Below are 22849 nucleotides of genomic sequence, written 5' to 3'. Positions count from 1 at the left end.
CTGTTAAATGACGCACCCTAGCCACATGAGTTACGGCTACAATGTCATACCATGTAATAAGGGTAAAAACCAATAAAATGATGAAAGGTATATACCTTATTATTTTCTTGATGTGCATGTCTATTTTTTATATTTCCTTAATGAATTCGAAATCTGGACGCGCTTTTGGCGGTGAAAGAAACCTTATGCTGTCTCCAACTATCTAATAAATTTCGTAATAATACCACATGCTCTTCCGCTAAAAAAAACTGGTATTTTATAATTGTACGATCGACCCCTAACTCTAAATAATTTCCACTACCATTCGCAAATGACATTCTTCCATTCCTCTCTCCTTCAACCTCTAACACAAATATTTCTATTGTAGTCAATCCTGGAATATCATGTACAACTCTATGTTCATTCGCATGTACAACTATTCTACTTTCATTCAATTCAATTATACCAACCTTCTTATAATTAACGATCATACGTGATATCCATATTATCATGCTTCCACCTACAAAGGCAACTAATTTCAACGTATCATACTGAAAATAGTAGCATAATAGTGCAAGCAAGTATAGTATAAAACTAATCGCATACATCGAAAGAATGAGTTTTTTGTTATGTGCTTCAATTAACGGGAGCTGTATACTGTACATCTAAATATTGTTAAACTATTAAAATCCACAACCACACGCCTATCGATACAAGCTAAATCTTCAAATGAAAACTATCTATTCTGCTTATTCAGCGGCGGCTTATAATCATACCTCCCTTCTTATTATCTACTTTACTTTTCACAACAATATATATTTAAACAAATCATCCCAATAAGCTTCAACGTACAGCCAATACGAATATCATATCTATCTCAAAAAATCCTTTAATAAATCGTCCTCCTCTTGTTTCTTTTGCATCACATGTTTCATAAACCAACGGTACATATAATTACCTAGGGTATAGAACGGCCATGTTATAATTGTCATTATCAATGCTGATATTGGAATCGTTACTATACCATAAAAGAAACCGGCAAAACCATGTACATACTCATCATTCACCATGGAAACATCATATCCTGCTAATGCTAAAAATGCAGCTAATAATCCTAAGGGAATCATCGGAAATAAAAACGCGATAAAAAACCGGGAAAAAGGTACTTTGTAATCTTTCATAGATAAACTGTATTTAATCTTAGCCTAAAAACGAAACAAGCTATTTGCAGGAGGGAATATGCTCTACATTACTGTTATTCTAGGTTAAATGCATCATCTTTTGTACCGTGAAAATAAGGAATCTTCCCATTCATACCATATAATATTACCATTTAGCCCACTTTTCAACTCATTCCCCCTATTTTTCAATTCCCGTACTTCTACTGAGAAACACCCCAACCCGCAAAACTACTTTTGCATGATCAAACATATTAACAAGCAAAAATTCTCTAACATCATGTATTTACATTGTTCCCAAAAAACAATCATGACTACGCTCCTCGCAGCGTTCACCGTGCTTACTTTTAGCAACTGCAAAAAAGATAAAGACGACAAACCGGAAGACACAACCACCGTTACCGCCGCTAAACTCCAAAACAAAAAATGGAAAACAGTAGCCGCAACTATTACCCCGAAAGTACGGTACGACGAAAACCCAGATCACCTCACGAATAACCTCTATGCCGACGTGATGGATGCCTGTGAAAAAGATAACTTCTTCCAATTCCTCGACAACGGCGTATTACGGATGAACGAAGGCGCAGATATTTGCGAGGAAGAACAACAAACCAGCGATTACCAATGGCAAATTACCAATGGCCAGTTGAAACTACCTTACTTCGAAGACGGTTTCATTAACCCTACCTTCACTGTTGAAAAGTGCACCAAATCGGAAATGAGATTCACGATCAAAGGTAAAATTCCAACAATCAGCGATCAAGAATATACGATCACTTTTACGGCTACTTCTTTCTAACACTTATTAACTTTTTCAATAAAAAACAGTTACAGTTTCAACAAAAATCCCTGCTGCTAAGCAAGCAGTGTTACAAACAATTAGGTAATTTTATTTGTGTGGTTAAAGCTTTATCGGCGCTCCCAAAAGGGCGTCGATTGCTTTTTGGGGGTATGACTAGAAAATCGTTATTTCGTAACAAATCCACTCCCCATGCATGTCGATGAAATTATGGAACAACTCGTTGCCCTCGGCAGCCCTTCCATTAAGAAAGTACTGATCAACCATGGCGCCAAAGAACCTTTCTACGGCGTTAAAGTGCAAGATTTAAAGAAGATACAAGCGAAGGTGAAGAAGGATTACGAACTCTCTAAAAGCTTGTACAATACTGGCATCTCCGACGCCATGTACCTCGCCGGCCTCATCGCCGATGAAAAGAAAATGACCGAAGCCGATCTCCGCGATTGGGCCGCTAAAGCTCCTTGGCAAATGATTATAGAATACACCGTGCCTTGGATTACGGCGGAAACACCCCACGGTCCTAAACTGGCTACAGAATGGATCAACACAGGCGATGAGCACTTTGCTAGCATTGGCTGGGCTACATGGTCGAATATTGTTGCTATTACAAAAGATGAACAGCTCGATATTCCCTTCCTCCAACAATTAATTGAACGCGTAGTAAAAACTATTCACGCTGCACCCAACCGCGTGCGCTATACAATGAATAGTTTTGTAATTGCCGCCGGTAGTTATGTACCAGCTTTAACAACACAAGCCATGGCAGCTGGTAAATCCATTGGAGAAGTAGAAGTAAACTTAGGTAACACGGCCTGTAAAGTACCAGGTATAATTGAATACATCGATAAAGTAAAAGCCAAAAATTACATCGGTAAGAAAAAGAAAATGGCCAGGTGCTAAACCCGGCCACTCCAAATTATTTTACTACAAGGCTTGCTTATCCTGCTGCTTGTCCAATAACAGCAAACAATAAGAGAATACCTAGTATCATCAATATAAAGAAGAAAATCTTCCAGAAACTATACGGTCGCTGGCCAATCACTTCTCCTGTACTGGCATTGATATAAATGTTATACACTTTGTTGTTATACTTATAACTACTAATCCAAACAGGCAATACCGCGTACTGGATATTCGGATCTTCATACGTTACCCGGTAATCATTAATCCGCTGTTCATCACCCCCAATATCATCCCTAATAGCACTTTGAATGCCTGGGTCCATCCGCTGCTTCGCAGTTTCAAAACCTTCTTCGGGTTTGGTTTTATATACTTCCGTTCTGAAACCACTCAAGTATCTTTCGTCAAAAGCTTTCATGTCTTCAAAACGCCAAGGCTCTAATTTCCTTTCTACTTTTGCATCTATCGAGGCACTTGCTTTCACAAGTATCTTATCGAAATATAAATACACGGTGCCCGAAGCTCGCGACCAACGGGTGTGCCGTACTTGGCGCGTACGAATTTCTTGCTTCCCGTTAACGGTAGTGGTATACGTTTCGGTGGTATAGTAATAATCGCCCCTCTCACCTGTGTAAGTGGTGGTGGTGTTTGAATCGAAGTTCCAATACGGCAAGTATATACCTTTTAATTGTCGAATATCTACCAAGCTATCGGCATTCTTCAACATCTTATTTGGCACAAACCAGCGCGACTTCATCCATTTAAACAGGAATAAAGCGGCTTGTCGATCGCTTATTCTAAAAGGCAGCACCACGTGCGGCTGGGTAATTTGTTTCGAGTCGGACTGGTTAACCACCAAGGGCGATGTACAGAACGGGCAACTATCCGAGGCCACGTTCGGTAACATGGTAGTGGTAGCACCGCATTGTTTGCAGCTTACTACGTAGGAACTTACTTTTTGTCCTTGTGCTGTATTATACTCCGCTTCTACGAATTCCGCAAAATCAGTAGATATCGTATGGGCAGGTGTAGTATCGTAATCGTGACCGGATTCAATTTCGTTCATCGTTCCACAGTACCCGCAACGTAACTTTTGCGTACCGGGTTGAAACTCCAACTTAGCACCGCAGCTGTCGCAAACGAGGGAGGAAACGATTTCGCTGTTTTTTTCTTCGAATGGCATAGATCAGTTAGGTAAAATCAAAACAGGCAAGCGTTACAGCTTACCTGTTTGTGATTAAGTAATATGTTAGAAGCCAGGAATTGGTGGCGGTACATTTTTAAATAAGTTGTCTAAATCATCGTCATAGTACGCCGATTTCCACTCTGTTAACCCTTTCTTCCAATACAGGGTATCGGAATTGATGGTGCCCGCGGCAATTAAAGCAGGAATTTGATCATAATTGTAAGGACCGGCTTGTTGACCATTAATAGCAAAGAAATATTGTGCTGCTGTTGGCAATGGTGGCGGCACTGCGCCATTCGCTGGAGAATTTTGCATACCTTGTGTAGGATCGAACTGGTTTTGTTTGTACATGTTCGTCATTTGGTTACCCATAGCAAAACCCATCGCAGCTTCCATACCAAGGCCACCAACACCTGTACCACCACCAGGGTTATTACTCATATTCTCCATCGCATTGGCTGCTTGGAATTGAGAGTAAGCACCAAGGTTACCGATAATACCCATGCTGCTGCGTTTGTCGAGCGCTGTTTCCACTTCTGGTGGCAACGAAATATTCTCGATCAAAAACTTGGTGAGCTCTAAACCGATTTCTTCAAACTCCGGCTTGATCTTGTCTTGCACGAAAGTAGAGAACTCGTTGTAGTTAGACGCAAGGTCGAGTACAGGAATTTTTGATTCCGCGATGGCGTCCATACCACGCGTTACGGCTAAGTTGCGGAGGTTTTCATTGATCTCTTCAACCGAGAACGTAGGATTTGTAGCAGAGATATCGCGTACAAACATGGCCGCATCTTTCACGCGGAAGTTGTAGCTACCGAAAGCACGCAAACGTACCGGGCCGAATTCCGCGTCGCGGATCATCACCGGGTTTTTCGTGCCCCATTTTTGATTCGTGAATTGGCGCATGCTTACGAAGAAAACATCCGCCTTAAAAGGACTATCAAAACCATACTTCCAACCTTTTAAAGTTGATAAGATGGGCATGTTTTGTGTAGTAAGTGTGTACATACCAGGCATGAACACATCGGCCAGTGCACCTTCATTGAGGAACACGGCCACTTGGGATTCGCGAACGGTTAGCTTCGCGTTCATTTTGATTTCGTTCTGGTAACGCGGGAATTTCCAAACAATTGTATCGCTGGTGGTGTCCACCCATTCGATAATATCTATAAATTCTCCCTTAATTTTATCGAATAAACCCATAGCACATATAGTTTTAGTGCTGTAAATATATTAAAACGTATTATATGTGGATAGCATCCGTGTTAAAATTTATATAAAAGCGTAAGTTCCCCCTATTCACGCCGTTAGCGCCCCTTTTGAGAACAGGGTTAAAGTAATCGAGCTGCCGCTTTCCACCATTTTACAACCAGTTGATAGGCAGTATCCTTCTATGTAACTTCTATGTACTTTACCCGGTAATTCTATGTAGTTTCCTAGTAATTTCTATGTATCGTTGCCCTATTAGACTATATCAAACCTTGTATTTCCTTTAGGTCTCCCTTACTTCCCCTTTACCCTTCCTTTGTATTAGATTGATAATCAATTCACCATTTTATTGGGCTGCGGCCTCGTTACCTGCTCCTGCCTTATCTTCGGGATATTGTTAACCAATTCAACAAGCATTGTTATGGGAAAAATTGTACCCATGGGTTATAAGCACTTGGAAAAAGTAGCTTTCTACCCTACACGCAACGGCTACCTGGCCGTTACAAAACAGCGGAAAATTCCGAAATGGGGTGAAAAAATCAAAGACCACCGCGCGGCATTTGGCAAAACGGCGCAGATGGCAGCCGACCTGTATGCACATTTTCAACCTACGCGGGAATTAGTGAGGGATAAAGGGATGTACCGCCGGTTATCGTCGCATTTAATGAAGGTATTACAGTCGGATGCTACCAATATACGGGGAGAGCGTACGGCCGAGTATGGAGATGTAGCGATGATGGCGGGTTTTGAATATAATAACAAGGTGAAGTTTAACCGGGTTTTCACGGCGGAACATACGATTACGCTGGACCGTGCAAGGGGTATGGCCGAGGTGAAATTCCCCGCTTTTAATGCCCACCATGAAGTGCATGCGCCTAAGCATGCTACACATTTCAAACTCATCGCCAGCCTACACGCGGTAAACTTTCATACACAACAAATTACTTCCCACCATCTTACAAGCCAAACATTGCCTCTTCATGCTACGATAGACGCATTTTCGATGGCCTTAGAGATGGCGAAGTTTGATCCTAGGCACGTTTTTATTTCGGTCGGTATTGCATTTATTGAAGTGGAAAACGGCCAAGAATACCCTATCAAAGGCGGCGTTCTAAACGCTATGGCTATTCGTAAAGTGTTTGTGAAAGCGGTTGTAGCGCAAGAGAAAGGGATAGTTTCGGCAGAAGAAATAATCCGCCAGGCCTTGCTACCAAAGCCTTCGGTGCCACCCAAGAAACGTTCAAGGGCCTTACAAGTAGGCACAAAAAAGCATACACGCTTACGGAAGCATGCAGTAGCAACACCACTAGTTGAATGATGATTTAAGAAACTTTTTCCGCAACGGGAATAATGTGGTAGGCACAACGGCGATCGCCTTCGAGCACATGGTCGACACGGTTCACAGCAACATCGTCGCCGAATATTTTACGGATCGCTTGCAATTCCGAGTTGCAAATGGATTGGCATGCCCGGGCGGCATCACAAATAGGGCAATGGTTTTCGATGAGGAAATAACCACCATCATCTTCCTTCTTCCATTCTGCTAAATACCCTTCGTTCGTACGAATTTCGGCGAACTTATTAATCTTTTCTTCTAGGGAAGGCAAGCCACTGAGGGCGATTTCGTACTTGTAGCTCGACATTTTCTCGCGGGCAAACAGTACTTTATCGAGTGCTTCGGGGCCACTCACCTCTTCAATAGCCTTAATTAACTGCACGGTAAGGGTGGCATGGGTATCAGGGAAACGGCGGTTAGCGATTTCCGTGAGCGACCATAATTGGGTTGGGCGCCCCACTCCTTTAGATGCAGAATTGGCAGTCACGAACCCTTCTTCTTGTAGCTTTAAAAGGTGCAAGCGGGCCCCCTCGGAAGTAATGCCAAGTTCCTTCGCTAGGGCGGTTGCCGACTGTGGACCATTTGTTTTCAGCAACATTAAAAAACGTTCGGCAGTAGACTGAAAAGATGACTGATATTTACCCAAGTATTTACTTGTTTTAATAGCAAATGTCGTAACTTTGGGCCGGAAATACAATTTTTATTACGGGATGCGGCCGGCACCCGGCTATGAACAAAGTTTAACGCGAAGCCTACTTTACAGTACCATAGCCAGTTTGATGGCAAAATCCACCGAAATGTTAAAAGTAATTAACACTACTCTATAGGTCGATTCCGAAATAAAATATTCCAACGAAAGCTATTTAAGGGGAAAAATATATTAAAAACCTCTTAGATGTAAGGCATTTTAACCTGTATGGTTATTGTATATCAATGAAAAGCACCTAAATAATGATAGGATTTTCAGTATTGTAGCAGTAATTTTGCAGGATAGTCATGAACTATAAACGTAAAAACAATGATTACAATCTCACCGGCAGCTAAAGTATATGTAGCTAAATTGATGGAAGATCAGCAAGTGGCAGCGGGCAGTTTTTTGCGTGTTGGCATTAAGGGCGGCGGTTGTTCTGGTTTGGAGTACGTGATGAAATTTGACACGGAACAACAGGAGAATGACCAAGTATTCGAGAACGAGGTGGTTAAGATAGTGACAGACCGTAAGAGTTTGCTCTATTTGTATGGAACAGAATTAGATTATACGGGTGGATTGAATGGTAAGGGATTATCGTTCAATAATCCGAATGCAACGCGTACTTGTAGTTGCGGCGAGAGTTTCGCGGTGTAAGGAGACAAGTGTACGCAAAGAATTTTCAAATTATTTTACTATAATAAATGGCTACAGAAAACGAAATTATTCAACAGTTAGCTGATAAGGCTTACGAGTTTGGGTTTGAAACGACCATCGATATGGAAGTGGCACCTCCCGGGCTTGATGAAGATATTATCCGCTTTATTTCTGCAAAAAAGGAAGAGCCGGAATGGTTACTAGAATGGCGTTTGAAAGCTTATAGAGCTTTTACTAAGATGAAGATGCCCGACTGGCAACATTTCAAAATGCCTGAGATCGATTTTCAGCAACTTTCATACTATGCAGCTCCGAAGAACCAGGCTAAGTATAACAGTTTAGATGAAGTAGATCCAGAATTATTACGCACATTCGAAAAATTGGGTATCCCTTTAGACGAACAGAAAGCGTTATCAGGTGTTGCTGTTGATGCAGTTTTTGATAGTGTTTCCGTAGCTACTACATTTAGAAAAGAATTAGCTGAGAAGGGTGTTATTTTCTGTTCATTCGGTGAAGCCGTAAAAGAACATCCCGAATTAGTAAAGCAATATTTAGGAAGCGTAGTTCCTCACTCCGATAACATTTTTGCCGCATTGAACGCCGCCGTTTTCTCCGATGGTTCGTTTGTATACATTCCTAAAGGCGTTCGTTGCCCAATGGAATTATCGACGTACTTCCGTATTAACGCGCGCAATACCGGTCAATTTGAACGTACATTGATAGTAGCCGACGAAGGTGCTTACGTAAGCTACCTCGAAGGTTGTACTGCTCCCATGCGCGACGAGAACCAATTACACGCAGCAGTAGTAGAAATCGTGGCATTGGAAAATGCCGAGGTAAAATACTCTACCGTGCAAAACTGGTACCCTGGCGATAAAGAAGGTAAAGGTGGTATCTATAACTTCGTAACTAAACGTGGTATTTGTAAAGGTGCAAAAGCGAAGATTTCATGGACGCAAGTAGAAACCGGTTCCGCGATTACTTGGAAATACCCAAGCGTTATCCTTGCCGGCGACAATAGCGTAGGTGAATTCTACTCAGTAGCCGTAACATCTAACTTACAACAAGCAGATACCGGTACGAAAATGTTCCACATCGGTAAAAATACACGCAGCCATATCATTTCTAAAGGTATCTCTGCAGGCCGTAGCCAGAACGTTTACCGCGGTTTAGTAACCGTAGGACCGAAAGCTACTCACGCCCGTAACTTTACCCAGTGTGATTCATTGTTGATTGGCGACCGTTGCGGTGCGCATACCTTCCCTTACATTGAATCGAAGAACCCAACTGCCATGATCGAGCACGAGGCTACTACCTCTAAAATCGGTGAAGACCAAGTATTCTATTTGAATGCACGTGGTATCGATACCGAACAAGCAGTAGCATTAATCGTGAACGGTTACGCGAAAGAAGTTCTCAATCAATTACCCATGGAGTTTGCCGTGGAAGCACAAAAATTATTATCAATTACACTTGAAGGAAGTGTAGGTTAATTCGTTAAAATATACGCAAAAAATGATGCTCAATATTAATGATCTGCAAGCAAGAGTTGAAGAAAAAGCCATATTAAAAGGTATCAACTTGCAAATTAATCCAGGTGAAGTACATGCTATCATGGGCCCTAACGGTTCAGGTAAAAGCTCTTTGGCTTCTGTTCTTGCAGGTAGAGAATCTTACGAAGTAACAGGTGGATCTGTAACATTTGATGGTAAAGATTTATTGGACATGTCGCCAGAAGTGCGTGCCCGCGAAGGCCTCTTCTTAGCATTCCAATACCCAGTAGAAATTCCAGGTGTATCTAACATGCAGTTCTTGAAAGCTGCCGTTACCGAACACCGTGCACATAAAGGTTTACCACCTTTCACACCAAAAGAATTTTTAGCATTCGTAAAAGAAAAGCAACAACTCGTACAGTTCGATTCACAATTGATGAACCGTTCTTTAAACGAAGGTTTTTCTGGTGGTGAAAAGAAAAGAAACGAAATCTTGCAATTAGCCATGCTCGAACCAAAATTATCCATCCTAGATGAAACCGATTCTGGTTTGGATATCGACGCATTGAGAATTGTATCCGAAGGCGTAAACAAATTACGTTCTAAAGACAACGCGTTCTTAATTATCACCCACTACCAACGTTTGCTTGATTATATCGTTCCTGATTTTGTACACGTATTGTACAATGGTAGAATCGTACGCAGCGGCACACGCGAGTTAGCACTTGAATTAGAAGAAAAAGGCTACGATTGGTTGAAAGAAGAAATGCATTTACAGGAACCTGTTCAATAAAATAACTAATGACAAATACGCTTACATCGCCAATCATCGCACAATTACCAGGCGTTTTCGAGCAACACCTTTCAGATAGAAAGCAAGCCGAACCCGCTTCGTTATTGACGCAGCGAGATGAAGCATTCAAAACATTCATGTTAAAAGGCTTTCCTGCTTACAGGACAGAAGAATGGAAATACACCAACGTAGCTCCCTTCTTACAAGAAGCCTTTTCATTCGATACTACTACTACTGTTGCCAATACAACGGTAGAAGAATTGCTGAAAGCTGCTATTCCAGCAGGTTTGGATGCCTATACTTTGGTTTGTGTAAATGGTAAATTCCAAAAAGAATTAAGCCAAGTACCTGCCGAAGCGGATGTTCAAATTACCACTGTTAGCGCAGCGATCGAAGCAGGTGCTTACGCTCCTCACTTCAATACTGAATACGATTACAAACATACGTTCGAAGACTTAAACACTGCTTTATTCGAAGAAGGTATGATGATCGTGGTGAAGAAAGGAGCTTCTGTTGATAAACCGATGCACATTATTCACTTGTATCACCACAGTTCACCATTATTTGCGCAAACGCGCCAATTGTGGGTGGTAGAAGAAGGTGCGCAAGCTCAAATCATCGAAACATTGGTAGATCCAGCTTCTAACAATGCCGTGTTGTTCAACAACAACGTAACGGAAATTGTAACGGAAGCAACGGCAAACTTGCAACACTACCAATTGCAAACTGCGCTTCACCATGTACGCATCGTTCACCAAACACGCGTACACCAACATGAAGACAGCGTGTATTCTCACTTCGCTTTCATTATGAGTAGCGCAGCGTTTACCCGTAACAATATCGATATTGTTCACGTTGGCGAGCATATTGAAACCAACTTATACGGTTTCTATTTAGCATCTGAACAACAATTAATCGATAACCATACCGCCGTTCACCACGCGAAACCAAACTGTAATAGTAATGAGCTTTACAAAGGCGTGTTACTAGATAAAGCAGTAGGTGTTTTCAACGGTAAAATCTTCGTTCACCAAGACGCACAAAAAACGAACGCTTTCCAACAAAACAATAACATGATTTTGAGCGAAGGCGCTATGGTGTACACGAAACCACAATTAGAAATTTATGCCGACGACGTGAAATGTAGCCATGGTACTACCATTGGTCAAGTTTCTGAAGAAGCATTGTTCTACTTGAAATCACGCGGTATTGGCGAAGCAGCAGCACGTAACATGCTCGTTCACGCATTTGCATATGATGTAACGGCACAAATTACTGTACCTGCCATCCGCAAATACATCGAACAAATCGCCGACGAATATTTAGATACTTTCGCGAATAATTAAAGAAGCATTAGAGCCATGTTTAACGACACCATTACATTACCCAAACCTTTTAACGTAGCGGATGTACGCGGAGATTTCCCCGTGTTGCAAACCTACGTGAACGGTGCCCCCCTCGTATATTTCGATAATGGCGCCACCACGCAGAAGCCTTGGGCTGTACTGCGCGCGATGGAAGACTATTATACCGGTTATAACTCGAATGTACACCGTGGTGTACATACCCTGAGTCAACAAGCTACCGCAGCCTACGAAGCTGCCCGTGAAACAATTGCCAAGTACATCAACGCGGCATCGGTACACGAAGTAGTTTACACGAAAGGTACTACCGACAGTGTGAACTTAGTAGCTTCCACCTACGGTAAGAAATATGTAAAGGAAGGCGATGTAGTGATCATTTCGGCCATGGAACACCATTCTAATATTGTTCCTTGGCAGATGCTCTGCGAAGATAAAGGTGCTACCCTCAAAGTAATTCCCTTCGATGAGAACGGTGAATTACGCATGGATGCATTCAAAGAAATGTTAGATGAACGCGTGAAGTTAGTGTCGTTGACACACGTGTCTAACACGATGGGTACCATTAACCCGGTAAAAGAAATAATTGCCTTGGCACATGCCCTTAACATCCCCGTGATGTTAGATGGCGCACAAGCAATTGCCCACTTAGCGGTGGATGTGCAAGATTTGGATGTAGACTTCTATGCCTTCTCTTCCCATAAAATTTACGGTCCTACCGGTATTGGTGTACTATACGGTAAAGAGAAATGGTTAAATGATATCCCTCCCTACCAAGGTGGTGGTGATATGATTAAAACCGTGACCTTTGCCAAAACCATCTACAACGATCCGCCATTGAAATTCGAAGCAGGTACCCCGGCGATTGCAGAATCGGTTGGCTTAGGTGCAGCCTTGCAATACTTAATGGAATTGGATTTAGCAGGCATGAGAGCTTACGAGCATCACCTGAACCAAGTGGCATTAGAAAAATTGCGTACGATCGATGAGCTTCGCTTTATTGGGAATGCCAAAGAACGCAACGGTGCTATCTCTTTCATGATAGGCAACCACCACCCTACCGACGTAGGTGAGTTACTCGATCAACAAGGCATTGCCGTAAGAACGGGTCACCACTGTACACAACCTTTGATGGATATATTTTGTATCCCGGGCACTGTGCGCGCGTCGTTAACATTCTACAACACGGAAGAGGAAGTGGATAAATTGGTAGCCGGCATCAAGAAAGCCGTGATTATGTTGAATAAATAAAGCCGCAACGATGACTATAAATGAGCAGCAAGACGCGATTATAAGCGATTTTGAGATGTTTACCGATTGGATGGATAAGTACGAATACATTATTCAACTAGGCAAAGATCTCCCGGCCTTAGACGAACAGTATAAAGTGGATGATAATTTAATCCGCGGTTGCCAAAGTAAAGTATGGCTACATGCAGATTATAAAGACGGCAAACTCTTTTTCTCTGCCGATAGCGACGCCCTCATTACCAAAGGCTTGGTAAGCTTAGTGATCCAAGCATTAGACGGTCAGCCCGCGAAGGATATTGCCACGGCGGAGTTGTATTTCGTAGAGAAGATCGGCTTAAAGAGCCACCTTTCCCCTACCCGTTCTAACGGCTTACTAGCGATGATCAAACAAATAAAGATGTACGCTGTAGCCTACCAACTTAAATCGTCACAAAACTAAACCATGAGCGCGAATATAGCCTTGCAGATGAAAGTGGAGGAAGTACTCCATACGGTGCACGACCCCGAAATCCCCGTGAATATTTACGATTTAGGCCTTGTATATAAAGTGGAAGCGAGCGATAACGGCCACGTACTAGTGATCATGACCTTAACCGCCCCCGCCTGCCCCGTAGCCGGTGCCATTATCCAAGAAGTAACGGATAAAATTTCCGCGTTGGAAGGTGTTACGAATGCCGATGTACGATTGACGTTTGATCCACCTTGGACGAAAGATATGATGAGCGAAGAAGCGAAATTGGAATTGGGATTTTTGTAAGAGATTAGACGCCACTCGTTGAGGGGCGTTTTTTTTGTGGGATTGTGATGCTGCTATTGGGGTTTTCGATAAACTGGGATATAGTGTTTGGTTGCGAGATATTGAGGAATTTGGATGCTTCTATTGGGGTTTTCGTAAACTGGGATATAGCGTTTGGATATGGGATATTGAGGAATTTGGATGCTTCCAGTAGGAAGCATTTTTTGTTGTTTCATGATGGAATATGTACGTTTCATTACATGTGAACTTAGCGGGTTTGGGGTGCTGGATTATATTTGAATTGTTAGCGTAGTTGTGGTGATTGCTTAGAGAGGAGACTAGCAATTGCTTGATAACTATGCTTGCTAATATGTTATTACGGCGATACTGTGGTTTAAGCAGTATCGCCGTTTTATATATGCGTCATAACCATTAATATCGAGCTTAAGGTTGTGGTTCTAGCGGGTATGGGATTTTATCGGGGTGAAGGTAGCGGAGAAGGAAGTGGATGACGCCGGCTTGGCCGGTCATGAAGTCGGCGGTGGGGAATTCAGTGCCTTCTACGTACCAATATACTTCATTGGGATTAGGTGTGGCTGCTACTTGGTGAATGATACTAAGAACAATTTTTTCTGCTTTCTCTAAATAAGCTGCATCATTGAATGCCCTATAAGCTTCCAAATATACTTCCCCAATTCCAGCACTACCATGACAATGGGATAAATTAAGCATAACAAACTCATGCGGAATACACATAAATGCTTCATCCACAATTTTCTTGTATTTATCGCTCTTATATACTCTGTATGCCACAATAAATACAAGGGCAATTCCACTTGCTCCTGTACAAAGCTCAATAGTTGACTTCATGTCATGTGTACTTGTTCTCCAAAACCTAGTGCCATTTCTGGAAAAACTTGTCTTTTCTAACCATTGTAATCCCGTAATAATACATTCGTCAACTTGAGTATCATGATACAATTCTCTATACAATAGTAACGAGTATAAAATCCCTGCCACGCCATAATGCAGGCCAGTATTTATTTGTTTATTACTATTAGTTGTATCGTTGTACCATGCTCCACTTTCTAGCTGGCTTTCCCTCAATACAGTCACTATTTCATCTATTTTGGCATTAACGTATGCTGCACGATTCTGTTGATGAAGGTGTAACAATGCCAAAAGTTGTCCCGCATACCCAAATACAAGATCTGTTTTGGTGACTATTCCAGTCATCCACTCTACTAAATTATAATCGCTAATATTGTTAAAACATGAATATTGATTCATTAAGTTTAACATGATAGCAATACCTGCTTTCCCAAAGTGTAACCCATTAGGAAATTCTTTAGTTTCAATAGCTACAGGAATCTTTTCAGCAACCCTTAGACCTTCATCAATATTAAAACCAACTGATTTTGCTATATGCAACATGTAAAATACACCAGCAGCCCCCCTATTGAATCCATAATATAACCTAGCGCCATCAAACTGCCCTTTTACATGTCCATTACCAAATATTTTACGTGAAAACCAAGTTTGATGACCAGTAAACATAGGACTATTTACTGTACTAATTGCATGTTGAATAGTTGTTTCGATATCCTTCCTACTTACCAAATCTACAAGCGCTTCTCCTCCTCCATCTTTCTGAATGAGCAGCTTAAAGTATTGTACGGCATTAATGATATATTGTAAACTTGGACGCTGTTGAGGATCATCATGCAAACAATAAAAAACAACATCTCTTATTTCCTTATTTGGAATATAATACGATAATTTGCGATGTAAATTCAATTCGTGGTCACGCGATAAAATAATTGGGAACTGCCCAGTTAGCACAACGAACAAACTTGCGCCAATTGCATATAGGTCATCTTCTATTGTTGGTGTTTTGAGATAATATTGATTGGGTGACATAAAACCTGGGGTGCCCCAGTCAAATTGCAATTCAGCACTTTGTAAGTCATAACTTAATTCCAAGTCAATCATTTGAACATTAAGTTTCTTATCAACAATAAAATTAGTAGGCGTTATGTCACGGTGTACAAAATCACAATTGTGCATGCATTCAATCAATGCTAATATTTTCAACGTGATTTCTAATAGCTTAATCTTTCCATTTTGGGGTATATTATGCCATGTTCTACCATTATAAACTTCGAATATTTCATCCATAAATGACTTACCCTTCACAAGTTCCATTGCAATATACGCATCCGTATTATCCTCGAAATATTCATAGATAACAGGCATCTTAACTTTCCCTCTTAGCGCATCAAACAGTTGCTTTTGCCACCTTATCCTGGAAGTGACATCCCGATTATGAGCGTCTTGCCAAACATTCTTTTTTCCTTGTTTCAGCACACATACGCCCCAAGAAAGCAATCCTTTAAAATAAATTGCTTTATGTACACTTCCCTTCAAATCATTTTTCAAAACTTTAAAAGGCAAATAGTTCCCTACAATTTTATTCACAGCACTGCCCTTATCTTTTGATTGAACGATAGGGAAAAGCCTATCAACTCCACTTGGTAACACATGAGGAATTGTAAATAAATCTTCTACTAAGTTTCCATTTATGTCGTATATAAAATGCAAGTATTCTCCATTCTCTTGTAGAACGGGTATAGGTTTTATACCGCCATACCTGGTATAAATACTATTCGTTAATTGTTGTGCGGCTGATATAACAGGCCCTTCTTCATTACCGAGTATTTCGTACAAAAAAGGATATATACTTCGTGCTTGTTTATCATCGTTGGGGTAAATAACAATTGCTTGTCCTTGTGTAGATACGCCAAGTACAGCATTATTTATATTAATATGGTCTTCCCGTGTTTTAATAAGCTTGAAAGCTACTTCTATAGATTTTAAGTACTGCAGTAAAGGGGGGAGAATGGAGGTAATTGACACAAGATTGCAACTGATGTAATACATCCAACCTTGGGTTTTCCTTAAATCACCATGAATTATATAATAGATATCTTCACTTTCTTCATCAAACTCGTTAAAATATTCGAGTAAGAATACCTTATAATCACGAATTTTGCTTAATTGTTCTGTTGACATAATCGATGATATAAATAAATAGAAAATTCTCCCACAATACCAATAATGTGAGAATGTGCATTTATAATATCATCTATACGTTATACTGTAATTTACTGAAAAATACTAAACAAATTAATTGTTTAAATAAAATTAACATAGCCTGAAAACTGCAGCCACAAAGCATTTACCACGCAGAAATCCACCACCTTCATTTGATTTCCAGGCCTCTTATAATATTGAATTATATAATCACCTATATTTGAGTTCTCCATTTACGACATTTTCATTCGCCTCTCCATTTTATACTTATCAGCAAGCTGAATAATTAGCTTGAAAAGTTTTATTGCACAAAAACTCGTAAGTATGAAAACCAACCTGGTAAGCTGTAAAATGGCACTAGTCATATCACTTACTATTTTATTAATTCCGTTTTACACCTATTCTCAAAAGCTACCTTTGGCTTTACAAATTGGAGATCAACTTCCAGCAAATGTATTAACATACATTTCAAGCAAACTAAAACTATCTAGCAGTAAAGAGTTAGACAATAAACCACTCTTATTATACTTCTGGAATGTCCATTGTTCTGGCTGCATAGCACATATGCCTCAATATGATAGTTTGCAAAAAGTGATGAGCGAGGAGATAATTATATTACCTATTACTACAGACCCTGAGGATAGGGTTCAGAATGCTAGGCTGAAATATAAGAGGATGCAAAGTTTGACTTTACAATTCTTGAATGCAGATACGCTTATTAACAAGTTAATTCCCGTAGACGTATTTCCGGCATATGTGTGGGTTAATAGGAAAGGACGCATTATATCATTTAGTAAACAGGGCAGTATTGAAAGTATAAAGCAATTTGCAAAACATGAAATCGCACCGAAATTTATAGATTCAAAAGAATATTCCGATTCTGCGTTACAGAAAAATATAATATTTCAATCTACATTGGCAACGAATCCAAATACATCTGCTAAACAATTTATTCTCTTTAACAATCATCAACAAATAATTGAAATAAACTACTTATCGAATATCAAAGAATTATATCGCTTTGCATATAACAACCTTTCTAACACTGAACTTGCAAAGGATAGGGTGATAGTAAATGAACTTCATGGAAAGGATGAGGATACCCATATCGACTTAACAAATTACTACTATTATCAAGGCAAATCACAACCTAAAGGTTCTCCCCTAGTGCTATTTAGAGAAATGATCCATACCCTCAATAATTTCTTCGGTTTAACTAGTAGAAGAGTGGTCTCACCGGTAATGTGCTATGTAATAAAAGCCCCAGTCAAACAACTAATAAAAACAAGCACAGATACCCCACACTTTGAATATTATGTTGATTCTTCTATGGCATGGAACTATAAATTGAACAAAATATTAAACCGGGTTCAATCCATTTTCCCAGGTGAATTACCTATTGTTGATGAATCTGGATATGCAAATGGCATTAATGTGAAATTCCCCAATACAGAAGGTATCAAAGGTTTTATTACCTCGTTAAAAGCCATAGGTTTCACTATAGAAATCGAAGAAAAACCAATAGAAATAATATCATTATCTCCTATTCTCATTCCTACAAACGAATAAAATGAAACAAACATTTACCCTGCTTTCGTTTATCCTAACAGCTACTTTAAGTTGTTTTTTGTGGATGGCATCTAATGGCCAAAATTCCATCAAAAATATAGAAGGAAGAATCGTTTCATCAACCAATGAACCTATAATTAAAGCAACAATCAAGGTACTGCACGAGAAGACAGTTGCAATTAGTAGTAATGATGGATTTTTCAGTATACCAGTTGAACGTAATCAAGGTATATTAGTGATATCCTGTATTGGTTATAGTACGAAGGAAATCACTTTTGATGCAAATATCAATGCTAAGGTAAATATTGTACTTACTACAAATTCTACAGCTCTAAACGAAGTAAGTGTTTCAAATGGTTACCAAGTAATTTCCAAAGAGCGTGCCACAGGATCTTATAACTTCGTATCTAATCAAGATGTAAACAGAAGGGTTTCAACAAATATTCTTGACAGAATCGAGAATATGACTAATGCTGTTCAGTTTAATAGGAAATTTAGTAATGAACCCAGTATTACAATTAGAGGTATTAATACCATATTATCGGATCAAAATCCATTGATCATCGTTGATAATTTTCCCTATTTAGCAGATATTAATACAATTAACCCAAATGATATTGAATCTATTACTATTCTGAAAGACGCTGCGGCAGCTGCAATTTGGGGATCAAATGCAGGAAATGGCGTTATTGTTATAACAACAAAGAAGGGAAATTATAATCAGAAAATGAAAATTGAATTCAATACGAATATAACAATTGAAGAAAAACCTGACATCTATTATAAACCCAGTATTTCTGCAAGTGATTTCATTGATGTTGAATTGAATTTATACAAGCTCAATTTTCAACCAGTTAGAAATAGGACGAAACTTTTATCTCCACTCATTGAATTATTAGAACAACAAAAAAAAGGCATGGTTGACCAGGCTACTGTTGATCAAAAAATAGCAGCGTGGCGAACAACAGATATTAGGAAAGATATCGATAAATACGCCTTACAACTAGGCTTAAACCAACAATATGCTGTAAACATGCGTGGTGGGAGTAACAATATTAATTATTTGTTCTCTGCAGGCTATGATAGAAATAAAAGTACGTTAATTGGTAATTCGCTAGATAGAATTACACTACAAAATCAAACCTATTTTAAACCAATACCACAATTAGAGCTGTCGTTCGGAATCAATTATACCAGTACACTTAGCAGAAGGAACAGCCAAGGTATAGATAATATTTCGTTGGGAGATAGTAAAAAAATCTATCCCTACGCGCAAATAGCAGATAAAGATGGGAACCATTTAGCATTACCCAAAGACTTACGATTTAGTTATATCGATACAATGCAGAATATTGGATTACTAGATTGGCACTACAGGTACCTAGATCAACTAGACAATGCTAATAACAAAATAAATAACAATACAATTGTTTTAAACATAGGTACAAAGTATAGATTAAATGAACGATTTTCAGGTGAAGTTAAATATCAATTTCAAAAACAAAATATTGAAGGCACTAATACTCAGAACGAGTTAATGTATGATGTACGAAATGCAATTAACCGCTTTACCATAGCCGAAAGCAATGGCACTTTTACTTATAATTACCCACGAGGTAGCGTAATCGATATTAATAATACAGGGCTAACAACACATTCAGGAAGGGCCCAGGTAAACTACCAAGAACAATGGAATCGTCATAAAGTATTTGCATTAGCTGGTTTTGAAATTAGGGATATAGCTGGGAACATTTATTCTGATAGAATTATAGGATACAATGAATCTTCGGGCTATAGATCACCGATTGACTATAAATCAAACTTTCCACTCTTCTACAATCCACTACTTGCTACAAACATTACTGATATGTTTAGCAAAAGTGAAAGCCTAAATAGATTTACCTCTTTATTTATAAATGCTTCCTATGTGTGGAAAGACAGGTATACGTTATCCGGAAGCTTGAGGAAAGACGCATCGAACTTGTTTGGGGTAAGTACCAATCAAAGAGCTGTTCCTCTATGGTCAATTGGTGCATCATGGAACTTGGCTGATGAAATGTTTTTGAAAGCCAGCAGATTGGTAAACTTACTTAAGTTACGAGCAACCTACGGTTTTAGTGGTAGTATTAATAAACAAGCCGCAGGTGTATTAACTGCCATCAATGACAATGATTACTATTATAACCTACCGACACTTCAAATTATGAATCCCCCGAACGATAAGCTCCGCTGGGAACGCAATGGTATGTTTAACATTGGAATAGATTATAGTATTCTAAATAACCGTGTAAATGGTTCATTAGAATATTATCATAAAATCAATAAGGATTTAATGTCTGAAATTGCAATCAATCCTACTTTAGGCTCATTTGGCCACATGGATCTATCAACTTACTTTGGAAATATAGCAAGTACAAAAGGTAATGGTATTGACCTAAATTTAAATGCAGTTCTATTAAAGCAATTAGTTCGTTGGGATGCTACTTTGTTATTTAGCTATACTCGAACAACTATTACAAAATATGATATAACCCCTACTGTTGCGAATCTTATGGGAGCCGCTAATGCAGGAGCTGGAGGACCTATAACACCACAAATAGGCTATCCTGTTTACGGTATTTATAGTTATCGCTGGGGTGGTTTGGATCCTAAAACTGGCGACCCGAGAGGTTATGTTGCGGATACTTTATCGAAAGACTACACCGCAATACAAAATTCAGGTAATATTAACGACCTCGTCTTTAATGGATCTGCACTACCGACTTATTTTGGTGCTTTTAGAAATACGATCTCTTACAAAGGTGCTAGTTTGTCTATCAACATTTCATATAAGTTTGGATATTACTTCAGAAAAAATGCTCTAGAATATTACTCATTATATAATTATTGGGACGGCTACGGGGAATATGATCAAAGATGGAAAGAGCCAGGTGATGAATCAAAAACAAATGTTCCGTCTGTTCCTGCAAAGCCGAATGGCAGTTTAAGTAGGGATAAATTCTATGCAAATTCTGAAGTAAATGTGTTAAAAGGGGACAACATTCGTTTACAAGATATTAGATTTAGTTACGATCTACCGAATCTCGGTAAAAAGAAAGGAGTACTCAACCTACAAGTATACGGGTATATTAATAATATTGGCATTATATGGCGGGCAAACAAATTAAACTTAGACCCTGATTATTTCTCCCTTCCTCCGTCAAGAACTTACAGTATTGGGTTAAAATCTAATTTCTAATCAATTACAATGACAATGAAAAACTATATACTATTAATACTACTTATTAGCACCTGTTCTGCTAGTTGCAAAAAATACCTTGACGCTAAACCCCAATCGAGCCTCGCGACAATTGAAAACTTGCAAGACTTACAAGCATTGCTAGATAATACCAAACAACTCAATGGTGACGATTATGGAGTGGGAAGCTTTCCTATCTTCGGTGAACTTGGGACCGATGATTATATCATGAATGAAGAATACTTAAATTACATTTTCATAGATCGACGTAATGCTTACTTGTGGAAACAAGATATATTTGAAGGTCAACCTTCAGTTGACTGGAATAATGCCTACCAAGGTATTTTTTATACCAATTACATATTAGAGCAATTAGAGAATTTTGAGCGAAATCCAGGTAACTCTATTTACTGGGACAATATCAAGGGATCAGCTTTGTTCTATAGATCTTGGATTTATTTCAACCTGGTTCAATTATTTTCACCTCAATACCAACAGAATAATGCAAAAACTGCTTTAGGATTACCCTTAGTTTTCAGCAGCAATATCTACCAAAATATATCAAGGGCAAACTTGGAAGATACTTATGCACAAATATTGCTTGATCTAAAATCCGCTATATCATTTCTTCCAACCAAAGCAATTTACAATACTCGTCCTTCAAAAGCGGCAGCATATTCATTATTCTCAAATATTTATTTACAACAATCTAATTACAACCAAGCAAAATTATATGCCGATTCAGTATTGCTTCTACAAAATAATCTAATTGACTATAATAGTATAACTAATACGGCTTTCCCATTTTCATATAAAAACCCAGAAGTCATTTTCCTAGCATCAAACTCAGATAGTTACATCAATGCAGAAGGAGCTAGCCAAGTAGATACATCACTGATGAAAACGTATGCGTTCACTGATCTTCGTAAAGCACTCTTTTTCAACGAATCCGCACCAAATGTTTACAATTTCAAAGGTAATTATACAGGATATGATAAATTTTTCTGTGGATATGCAGTAGATGAAATTTACTTAATAAGAGCAGAAGCAAAGGCAAGACTTGGTAATACTAATTCAGCGTTAGAAGACTTGAATTTACTTCTATCTAAACGATATGAAAACGGTACGTTTAATCCATATAAAAACTTAACCCAGTCGGAAGTCATTAAGTTAATACTATTAGAGCGTAGAAAAGAACTCATATTCAGAAGTCGTCGTTGGCCTGATTTAAAAAGACTGAATCTTTCACCTGCATTTGCTGTTACGTTGAAAAGGGTAATAGAGAACAATACAATTACTTTACCACCGAATGACAAGAGGTATGTATATCCTATACCTAATGATGTTATAGTTAGAAGTAATATACCACAAAATGAAAGATAG

The 22849-nt window shown here is 39.2% G+C and carries 19 protein-coding genes; 13 read left to right on the top strand and 6 right to left on the bottom strand.

Translation table 11 applies throughout. From position 1 onward, the window contains the following. Positions 1-137: 137 nt before the first annotated feature. Complete coding sequence (locus LX64_RS08995; RefSeq protein WP_148707257.1) at positions 138-470, bottom strand: hypothetical protein; 333 nt, start codon at positions 468-470, stop codon at positions 138-140. A gap of 381 nt (positions 471-851) precedes the next feature. Next, positions 852-1160, bottom strand: a complete 309-nt coding sequence (locus LX64_RS08990) for a hypothetical protein (protein ID WP_111597307.1) — start codon at positions 1158-1160, stop codon at positions 852-854. Positions 1161-1467: 307 nt separating this feature from the next. Between LX64_RS08990 and LX64_RS08985 the strand changes: the two genes are divergently transcribed. Both LX64_RS08985 and LX64_RS08980 read left to right on the top strand, forming a co-directional pair. Further along, positions 1468-1956: a hypothetical protein gene (locus LX64_RS08985; RefSeq protein WP_111597306.1), complete on the top strand. Its 489-nt coding sequence runs from the start codon at positions 1468-1470 to the stop codon at positions 1954-1956. 192 nt (positions 1957-2148) lie between these two features. Further along, the gene (locus tag LX64_RS08980; protein WP_111597305.1) at positions 2149-2856 is read left to right on the top strand and encodes a DNA alkylation repair protein; all 708 of its coding nucleotides are present in this window, start codon (positions 2149-2151) and stop codon (positions 2854-2856) included. A gap of 37 nt (positions 2857-2893) precedes the next feature. On the opposite strand, the gene LX64_RS08975 is transcribed toward LX64_RS08980, so the two are convergent. Together LX64_RS08975 and LX64_RS08970 are read right to left on the bottom strand one after the other, a co-directional pair. Beyond that, on the bottom strand, positions 2894-4039 hold the full coding sequence (locus LX64_RS08975) for a zinc finger domain-containing protein (RefSeq protein ID WP_111597304.1): 1146 nt from the start codon (positions 4037-4039) through the stop codon (positions 2894-2896). A gap of 66 nt (positions 4040-4105) precedes the next feature. Continuing rightward, a complete protein-coding gene (locus LX64_RS08970; RefSeq protein ID WP_111597303.1) occupies positions 4106-5245 on the bottom strand; it encodes an SPFH domain-containing protein in 1140 nt (379 codons plus the stop codon). A gap of 427 nt (positions 5246-5672) precedes the next feature. Here LX64_RS08970 and LX64_RS08965 point away from each other — a divergent pair, with 427 nt between their 5' ends. Beyond that, the gene (locus LX64_RS08965; RefSeq protein WP_111597302.1) at positions 5673-6569 is read left to right on the top strand and encodes a hypothetical protein; all 897 of its coding nucleotides are present in this window, start codon (positions 5673-5675) and stop codon (positions 6567-6569) included. Positions 6570-6573: 4 nt separating this feature from the next. Here LX64_RS08965 and LX64_RS08960 read toward each other — a convergent pair whose 3' ends face one another. Further along, positions 6574-7233, bottom strand: coding sequence for a helix-turn-helix transcriptional regulator (locus LX64_RS08960; RefSeq protein WP_245952597.1), 660 nt, complete (start codon positions 7231-7233; stop codon positions 6574-6576). 372 nt (positions 7234-7605) lie between these two features. On the opposite strand from LX64_RS08960, the gene LX64_RS08955 reads away from it, so the two are divergent. The 7 genes from LX64_RS08955 to LX64_RS08925 are packed head-to-tail and all read left to right on the top strand — an operon-like array spanning position 7606 to position 13587. Further along, on the top strand, positions 7606-7932 hold the full coding sequence (locus tag LX64_RS08955; protein WP_111597300.1) for a HesB/IscA family protein: 327 nt from the start codon (positions 7606-7608) through the stop codon (positions 7930-7932). A 47-nt stretch (positions 7933-7979) separates the two neighbouring features. Next, positions 7980-9425, top strand: a complete 1446-nt coding sequence (gene sufB / locus LX64_RS08950; protein ID WP_111597299.1) for a Fe-S cluster assembly protein SufB — start codon at positions 7980-7982, stop codon at positions 9423-9425. A gap of 22 nt (positions 9426-9447) precedes the next feature. After that, positions 9448-10218, top strand: coding sequence for a Fe-S cluster assembly ATPase SufC (sufC, locus tag LX64_RS08945; protein WP_317048350.1), 771 nt, complete (start codon positions 9448-9450; stop codon positions 10216-10218). Positions 10219-10226: 8 nt separating this feature from the next. After that, positions 10227-11564: a Fe-S cluster assembly protein SufD gene (sufD, locus tag LX64_RS08940; RefSeq protein ID WP_111597298.1), complete on the top strand. Its 1338-nt coding sequence runs from the start codon at positions 10227-10229 to the stop codon at positions 11562-11564. Between the two features lie 15 nt (positions 11565-11579). Then, the gene (locus tag LX64_RS08935; RefSeq protein ID WP_111597297.1) at positions 11580-12830 is read left to right on the top strand and encodes an aminotransferase class V-fold PLP-dependent enzyme; all 1251 of its coding nucleotides are present in this window, start codon (positions 11580-11582) and stop codon (positions 12828-12830) included. Between the two features lie 10 nt (positions 12831-12840). Continuing rightward, positions 12841-13269, top strand: a complete 429-nt coding sequence (locus LX64_RS08930) for a SufE family protein (protein ID WP_111597296.1) — start codon at positions 12841-12843, stop codon at positions 13267-13269. A 3-nt stretch (positions 13270-13272) separates the two neighbouring features. Continuing rightward, entirely contained in the window at positions 13273-13587 is a 315-nt protein-coding gene (locus LX64_RS08925; RefSeq protein ID WP_111597295.1) for an iron-sulfur cluster assembly protein, read from the top strand. Between the two features lie 423 nt (positions 13588-14010). Here LX64_RS08925 and LX64_RS08915 read toward each other — a convergent pair whose 3' ends face one another. Beyond that, on the bottom strand, positions 14011-16638 hold the full coding sequence (locus LX64_RS08915) for a lanthionine synthetase LanC family protein (protein ID WP_111597293.1): 2628 nt from the start codon (positions 16636-16638) through the stop codon (positions 14011-14013). Positions 16639-16983: 345 nt separating this feature from the next. On the opposite strand from LX64_RS08915, the gene LX64_RS08910 reads away from it, so the two are divergent. The 3 genes from LX64_RS08910 to LX64_RS08900 are packed head-to-tail and all read left to right on the top strand — an operon-like array spanning position 16984 to position 22849. After that, positions 16984-18228, top strand: a complete 1245-nt coding sequence (locus tag LX64_RS08910) for a TlpA family protein disulfide reductase (protein ID WP_111597292.1) — start codon at positions 16984-16986, stop codon at positions 18226-18228. A 1-nt stretch (position 18229) separates the two neighbouring features. Next, complete coding sequence (locus tag LX64_RS08905; RefSeq protein WP_111597291.1) at positions 18230-21466, top strand: SusC/RagA family TonB-linked outer membrane protein; 3237 nt, start codon at positions 18230-18232, stop codon at positions 21464-21466. 9 nt (positions 21467-21475) lie between these two features. Beyond that, a complete protein-coding gene (locus LX64_RS08900; RefSeq protein ID WP_111597290.1) occupies positions 21476-22849 on the top strand; it encodes a RagB/SusD family nutrient uptake outer membrane protein in 1374 nt (457 codons plus the stop codon).

Source organism: Chitinophaga skermanii (assembly GCF_003259335.1).
GTDB classification, from domain to species: Bacteria; Bacteroidota; Bacteroidia; order Chitinophagales; family Chitinophagaceae; genus Chitinophaga; species Chitinophaga skermanii.
Note: the sequence above shows the minus strand (reverse complement) of the source record. Positions and strands in the feature narration are given on the sequence as shown.